General features: G+C 66.1%; 1 protein-coding gene. It reads left to right on the top strand.

The window, feature by feature from the left end; all coding sequences use genetic code 11:
• A partial coding sequence (locus tag ACZ3HH_RS29935; RefSeq protein ID WP_465810191.1) for an ATP-dependent DNA ligase occupies positions 1-274 on the top strand: 274 nt, incomplete at both ends.

Here is a 274-nt window from a genome sequence, read left to right as displayed (position 1 = left end):
CACCACGGCCAGCCAGACTTCTCCGCGCTCCAGGCCGCCCTCTCGGAAAAGGACACAGACAGGCTGGTGTTCTTCGTGTTCGACTGCCTGTTCGCCGGTGGCGAGGACCTCCGCGAACGGCCCCTCCGGGAGCGCAAGGCGCGGCTGAAGGCCTTTCTGGCCGGGGCTGAGGCGCGCATTCGCTACGTCGAGCACTTCGAGACCGCAGGCGACGTTTTGCTCAACTCCGCCTGCCGCATGGATCTGGAGGGCATTGTCTCCAAGGACCTCGAGG

The organism is Pseudomonas sp. PME37.24/025 (assembly GCF_055556615.1).
The sequence above is the reverse complement of the archived record's forward strand: the minus strand, read 5'-3'. Positions and strand labels throughout refer to the sequence as shown.